This is a genomic window from uncultured Anaerovibrio sp. (assembly GCF_947302755.1).
In the GTDB taxonomy this organism is placed as follows: Bacteria; Bacillota; Negativicutes; order Selenomonadales; family Selenomonadaceae; genus Anaerovibrio.
Map to the genome: position 1 here is coordinate 21,494 of NZ_CAMYWM010000017.1, position 6,735 is coordinate 28,228.

Annotated in this window: 5 protein-coding genes; 4 read left to right on the plus strand and 1 reads right to left on the minus strand. The window is 44.7% G+C overall.

Translation table 11 applies throughout. The features are described from left to right. Positions 1-146: 146 nt before the first annotated feature. The gene (locus Q0Y54_RS03265) at positions 147-770 is read right to left on the minus strand and encodes a PrsW family glutamic-type intramembrane protease (RefSeq protein WP_297964253.1); all 624 of its coding nucleotides are present in this window, start codon (positions 768-770) and stop codon (positions 147-149) included. A gap of 181 nt (positions 771-951) precedes the next feature. On the opposite strand from Q0Y54_RS03265, the gene Q0Y54_RS03270 reads away from it, so the two are divergent. The 4 genes from Q0Y54_RS03270 to Q0Y54_RS03285 all read left to right on the plus strand — a co-directional run bounded on the left by Q0Y54_RS03270 (position 952) and on the right by Q0Y54_RS03285 (position 6,646). After that, complete coding sequence (locus tag Q0Y54_RS03270; protein WP_297964255.1) at positions 952-2,535, plus strand: AAA family ATPase; 1,584 nt, start codon at positions 952-954, stop codon at positions 2,533-2,535. Between the two features lie 47 nt (positions 2,536-2,582). After that, complete coding sequence (locus tag Q0Y54_RS03275; protein WP_297964257.1) at positions 2,583-4,526, plus strand: hypothetical protein; 1,944 nt, start codon at positions 2,583-2,585, stop codon at positions 4,524-4,526. 341 nt (positions 4,527-4,867) lie between these two features. Then, positions 4,868-5,386, plus strand: coding sequence for a hypothetical protein (locus tag Q0Y54_RS03280; RefSeq protein ID WP_297964259.1), 519 nt, complete (start codon positions 4,868-4,870; stop codon positions 5,384-5,386). Positions 5,387-5,434: 48 nt separating this feature from the next. Further along, positions 5,435-6,646: a MalY/PatB family protein gene (locus Q0Y54_RS03285; protein WP_297964261.1), complete on the plus strand. Its 1,212-nt coding sequence runs from the start codon at positions 5,435-5,437 to the stop codon at positions 6,644-6,646. Positions 6,647-6,735: the final 89 nt, after the last annotated feature.

The following is a 6,735-nucleotide window of genomic DNA, read 5'->3' on the forward strand; positions in this document are numbered from 1 at the left end:
GGGGTATAAAAATCCGATTTATACTAGCATCTTCGAGTATTTTTCTGCATCCCGTTTTACGCGCTTTATGGCAATAAATTGGAAAATGGTGGTAAACAGGAGGCAGCCCAACCCTATTAAAACCCATAGTCCTGTTCGTTCATCATCTATGTTGTTAATAAAGATGGCTGGATTGAATACGGTGCAGACATCATAAACAGTATGTAACAAGCGGTCTGAATAGCAATAATTCTGAAAAAGGCTATCAGATATTGGAGCTTATATGGAAGATGGTTTTTCTTGTTGTATTGTCCGATGCCGATATACTTACCCATGATGATACCAAATACCGTATGTACCCCCAAAGTAATTAGTCTTAACAGGCCTTCAAGGTCTCCGCCATAGACGAATTCTTCCAGCAAGGTAATGCCGATACCCACCGCGGCACCAGTCAAAATGTATTCATAAACATTTTTAGGCTTAAATAACCAAATTGACAATATAATCATCAGCAATCTGGATAATTCCTCAATAAAGCCGGCCCGCAGAAAGGAGGTGGCAAAGGATTTTATAACCACATTTTGTATACTATCTACCGTATATCCCATGTTCATAAAGGTAAGGGCAATTCCCAATGCAAATCCCAGGGTCAGCATGGTGGCCAGTAGGCCTAAAAAAATTGGTACAAAGGCCTGCTTTTTATTAATTGACCTGCCACATTCCCATTTCAGCATTTTTTTGTAAAGAATTCCCAATATGACAGCAGCCAAAATCAACTGAACAAACATCATAATATTCACCCCCTGGAAGCGTTGTTATCCTTTATATTCACATTGTACCAAAAATGTTACTATTTAAGGTCATTGAAGGCTGTTTTTTTATTTTGCACACTTTTGCAGGATTTACAGTACAATCGGCGAATTGAAAAGGGGAGCCTATGTGATTATTAGCTTGAAACAGGGAGACGGTAGAATGGCAAAAGGAACACCCGAAGGAATAGAGATTACCTTGAAGGTCTTTAAAACAGCCTATAAAGTGGTTCGGAAAAATTCTGAGGAAATATATAAGGGCTTCGGCTTTAAGCATTTATCTGATGTGACCCAATATTATGTTCACCCGGACAATCAGTCATATAAAGGAACTACAACTCTCTGTCAATCAATTGGCGAAGCATTGATTTTATTTACAGAAATGATGAAAGGGTTTTTATCCGGGAAAATCATTGGCGACTATTATTTCAGGGATAATGAAAAAGCCAATGAAGGAGGCTCCTCTGTATATCTTACCATACAGCTGCCGGATGAATATCGCGAAAATGGCGTGGTGGCGGGTAATATCTATTCCTACCGTGCACTGGCTGATGATATGTCCATCTCCATTGCGGCATATAACGAGGCCGGGGAGATGATACCGGCGGATATGGAGCATTTGCGTCCCCTTTACAAATTGCTTCCGGTCTTTTTGGTACTCTTAGGGCGGGAAGTCGAGGATAACATGGATTACAATAAGCTTATGCTGCATTTCATGGATAATCCTGTGGCTGATGTCTTTGTAAATTTACACGAGGATTTCTACCAAAACCATAAAATGGACGAATACAGCATTGCATACAAAAATCCGGAGGAAATATTGGATTTGGCAGAATGGCATCAGTGCTCGGCAACCTGGGAAGCCATACGGGAAAATATGAAGGAGGCCGGACATAAAGCCTTGACCTCCATAACGCCTTTTCCAAAATCAGCCTTTAGTGAAGAGCAGCAGCTATTGATACCCCAGCTTTCTGCCGAATTTGTCCTGCCCGATAGCATGTCCGCTATATGTAATGCCATTACCTCTGGTGATATTTTGTCCCTGTTGCTCCACGGCCCGGCCGGAACCGGTAAGACCATGTCCTGTAAGCTTATTTGTCAGGCAATCCATCTGCCGATTATGGAAACCATCAACTGTACCGAAAACCTGGACGAATTTGTTTTGGGAAAATATATCCCCCAGGAGGATCAAATTGTATTTAAGGAAAGCTATGTTACAAAGGCAGTCCGTCACGGTGGTGCTGTGGTATTTGAGGAAATCAATTTTGCCAAGCCCCAATATTTGGCCTTTTTAAATTCCCTGCTGGATGACAACGGCTTTGTGCGTCTGGATAACGGTGAAATGGTAAAGCGTCATCCCAATTTCAGATTTTTTGCCACCATGAATATGGGGTATTTTGGGACAAAGGAGCTAAATCAGGCACTGTACAATCGGTTCAGTGCAATCGTGGAAATTGCCGCCCTGTCCGATGAGGCCATTGCACGAATGCTGACGGCCCGGGTGTCGGAATGCGCTCCTTTGGTGGAAAAGGTTATCAGTGTCTATCACAAAATCAAAAAGAAGGTGGAGGCAGAAGAACTGGATGTTGTGATATCGCCCCGCAATTTGGAAAACTGGGTTCGCCTGGCCAAGTATGAAGGCTATATGAAGGCTGCCGAGAAAACAATTATTCCTGTTGCCAAATGCGACAGGACTCTGGAGGAAACCATTCGGGGGATTATAATGCTGTACAAATGGAAGGCTTGAGGCTGATGGGATATCTACATAAGCTGTCAGGCCGGGGAGGTTGACCTATGGACCGGAATGATGAGGAGCTTCTCGAAAGGTTCCAATGCGACTACAACCGCCGATTGGAAGAAACCTTTGCCCAAACTCTCGCCGAAAATGAAAATGCCAGGCTGTTTTTCATCAACGAAAATCAGGCATTCACCGATGGGAGAAATATTATCGTGGATCCTGCCCATGACCAGTTATTTGCCGATAGAGCGGCCCTTGATGATACAGGCGATTTTCTGGAGTGGCCCAGGGTGGTATTGATTGACCCCTGGAATGCGTTGCGAATTATTACGCGGGCCCAGACCATTCACGAGTGTCTCCATCTCCTATATTCTGATTTTCCCCCCAGACTGGTTGGCGATGAACGGTGTGACACCAAAAATAAAACCATTATTATGGGGCTGATAAGCAACATAATCGAGGATGCATATATAGAGGCGGTGGGCTGCAGTTATTTTGACAATATGGAGTTTTACCTGAAATTTGGCAGGGTATCCAGATTGTTTGCCAATCACCCATCTGAAGGGACGGTAAATCGCTGCTTTGGCAAAATCGTTCAGGCCGAAAAGGACCGGCTGGCGGCGGAAAAATTAAGGGAGGAACAGGAAACAGGGGGAAAGCAGGAGCCTTCGGAACGAACAAATGGAGAACGGCTGATGGATATTTTGGACTATATGGCTAATTTTCTCCTATATCCCATGGTGCGGATAACCAATATGCAGGCTGATGTGGCTGCCTATATGGAGGCAGTAAAACCACTTGCCCTGGCCGGGAGTATGGCTCCCGCCCCAAAGGAGCGGTATGAATATTCGACGGAAATATTCGAGATAATTAAAGAGCTTATTCCGCCTGATACAGAACCAATGGACCCAGAAAGCCTTGTCATGAAATTGGGTGGGACAAAAACCCATGACGGTGCAGGGAATTCTATTGGTGGCGAGAAGCGGGAGGGCAAAGCTCAGGCGGTGGCCACACGGCTGTTTACGGACCTTGAGGGGAAGGAAAAGCCCAATAGACCGAATGTCGCTGAGTTAATGCAGGCAATTCAGGCATTCAGCAGGGAGAAACAGGCTGCACTGCAGGAAATAAGCTATCAGGGCTCCTTTGCGGAATATCATGGCTCTGATTATGATTGTGCTGTAATACATAAGGGGATAAAAATTAATGAAATTCACCCTAAAATTAATTTAAGCTTGCGGGTGGCATATCAAAATATATACAGAAATTATAAAAGCAGCATTCGGTCCTACAGCAATCGCTTTTCCCAGAAGCTAAAGGCCCGTATTGATACAGTGGATGACAAATTTATGTTTGGCAATGGCATTTCTTCCAGGCGGCTGGGGGATTTGAAGAAGCGTTATTGGTACCGGAAAATTCCAAGTGATGGAATTCCGGATATGGCGGTGCTGCTGTTGATTGACGGCTCCGGTTCCATGTTCGGCCCCCGTCAACGGGCGGCTATGCATTCGGCAGTAATTTTGCATGAAGTGCTGAAGCGGCAGGAAATGCCCCATGCTGTTGCCTTGCATAGGGCCGAATTTGAAGAATCCGTGATCGATGTGAACATTCTTTGTGATTTTGACGGCAGGGAGGAAGAAAAGCTCAATCTCATGCAAATTGACGCCTATGGTGATAATCGGGACGGACTGGCCCTGTTCTGGGCCGAGCGGTATATGCTGCGCTGTACCACCAATGAATATCGGTTGATTATTGTTCTTTCCGATGGCGTTCCTGCCCATGAGGTGGATGATTATTATCCGCCGGTTTCCACCAAGGATACGGCCAATGCTGTGCGAAAGATTACCAAGCGTGGTACGGATATTATTGGCATATCCCTGGACGAGCCCGGGGAATTCACCTGTTATGAGCAATTGTCCCAGATATATCCCAATCTGGTGGCCTGTAATGACCTTAACCGGTTGACGGGTCAGCTGCTGGGAATAATTGCCAAGCTTCTTTGAGCAATTATGCTATAACGAGAAGCAAGTCCTGAGGGGGAATGCTAATTGAAATATTTTTACTATGAAATCTTAGCGAATCAAATCCGAAGGATGCAGATGAGCTTTAGATTTCGTTGTAAGGGCGTGTGGACACCGTCAGGTGTCCAGTAAGTTTACTATGAACACTTAGTGAGCACAAGCCTACGGCGCAGTGGGAACTTAGTGTTCGTTGTAAGGGCGTAGTGCGAAACAACGTTTCGCACGAAGTTTCTTCTAAAGAAGAAAAATTTGAACAATGGCGTTATAATAATGCTGTGAAGCCCTTGGAGGCAGTAATTAGATAAAATGAGGGGGATTTTGTGATGAAAAAGAAGATTATTGGTCTATTGTCCGCATTAACTATAGGTACCCTTTGCCTTGGCACGGCCCATGCGGCCGAGAGGCCCGTGGGTATGGCCAACCCGATGGTGGCCTATGATACTGTGGCAGCCGCCAAGACAGCCGCCGGCTTTCAGCCCCTGTACCTGCCATCCATCACCGGCTATCATGTAAATCAGGTTTGGGTAATTGGCGGGGACCTCATCGATATAGAATATTGTTCAGATAGTCAGCCGGCAGGGAAATTCCGCCTCCGTACAGCCCGGAGCACCGAGCTTACCAATGACAATATCAGCGGCATCTATGGAGCTACCTGGAACACAGAAAAAATGAATGGCCTTTCTGTAGCTATAGCAGAGCTCGTTGACCATTCTGTAAGCTATGCTGCCCATTGGACCCATAATAACATGCTGTTCTCGGTACATGGGGAGAAGCTTACCTATAGTGAGTTCTGGCGGCTGTTGAATTATGGTTTGGTGGAGCTGAGCCAGAATTATTTTTAAGATAGCATGTATTTAGGTATTCCGTTGGATAACGAGGGGAGAGGGAAAATGAAGTTTGATTTTGATGAAATAGTGGATCGGCAGAATACCAATGCACTGAATACTGATGGCTTTAGGGGCTATATTTTCCATGCGGGGCCTGAGAAGGTTTTTCCATATAAGGACGAAGATTTTGTGCGGATGTGGGTGGCAGATATGGAATTTGCTACGCCTCAGCCTATTATTGATGCTGTAAAATCGCGTCTGGACCGCCGTATTATGGGCTACACCATGATGTTTAAGGATGATTATTATAATTCCTTTGCAGCCTGGTGTAATAAAATGTATGATTGGAGCTTCCCAAAGGAGGAGCTGACCTTTTCAGCAGGGGTGATTCCTGCTTTATATCAGCTAATTGAGCTATTGGTGGCAAAGGATGAAAAGGTTATTATTCATACACCGGCCTACGGATATTTTCAACACGCAGCGGAATATAATGGGGTAGAATATATCAAGGCACCTCTTTTGAAGGAGAATGGTGAATTCACTATTGATTTTGATGACTTTGAGAAAATCGCCGCTGATCCAAAGGTGAAGTTGCTTATTTGGTGCAATCCTCATAATCCATCGGGGCGGGTGTGGACTGAGGCTGAATTGAAGCGTGTAGCGGAAATAGTGGAGAAAAATGATTTGTGGATTATTTCCGATGAAATTCATTGTGATTTACTGCGTACAGGGGTGAAGCATATTCCTACCGCCAAGGTTATGCCCGATTATCAAAGGCTCATTACCTGTATGTCGGCCAGCAAAACCTTTAATATGGCTGGATTGATGTTTTCTAATATTATTATTCGTGACAAAAAGCTGCGACAAGATTTTAAGGGAAGGGACAAGAATATTGGTATGCTGAATCCCCTTTCCATTGCAGCTCATCAGGCAGCCTATGAGCATTGCGGAGAGTGGCTGAAGGAGCTTAAGGAATATTTGGATGCCAACTTCCGATATGTGGATAATTTCCTAAAGGATAAGCTGCCGGAAGCGGTATTTAAAATACCTGATGCCACATATTTAGCTTGGGTGGATATGGGGAAATGTCTGCCGGGAGTGGAAAATTTGGCGGATTTCTTTGCCAATAAAGCTGGCGTGCTTTTAGAAGGTGGCGACGACCTTTTTGTAGGCAATGCCAAGGGCTATATCCGCCTGAACCTGGCTATGCCACAAGTAATAATCGCAAAGGGCCTTGATAGAATGTATGAGGCTATCTGTGACTACCGCTCTTAAGGGAAAAGACAAATAATTAGCATAAAAACAAGATGAAAGCATACGGGCTTTCATAAGCCCTTACAACGAACACTAAGCTCCCACTGCGC

What these genes read in the sequence shown, in the direction of transcription:
- Q0Y54_RS03285 (WP_297964261.1), top strand. Translation starts at nt 5,435, where the DNA reads ATGAAGTTTGATTTTGATGAAATAGTGGATCGGCAGAATACCAATGCA.
- Q0Y54_RS03275 (WP_297964257.1), top strand. Translation starts at nt 2,583, where the DNA reads ATGGACCGGAATGATGAGGAGCTTCTCGAAAGGTTCCAATGCGACTAC.
- Q0Y54_RS03270 (WP_297964255.1), top strand. Translation starts at nt 952, where the DNA reads ATGGCAAAAGGAACACCCGAAGGAATAGAGATTACCTTGAAGGTCTTT.
- Q0Y54_RS03280 (WP_297964259.1), top strand. Translation starts at nt 4,868, where the DNA reads ATGAAAAAGAAGATTATTGGTCTATTGTCCGCATTAACTATAGGTACC.
- Q0Y54_RS03265 (WP_297964253.1), bottom strand. Translation starts at nt 770, where the DNA reads ATGATGTTTGTTCAGTTGATTTTGGCTGCTGTCATATTGGGAATTCTT.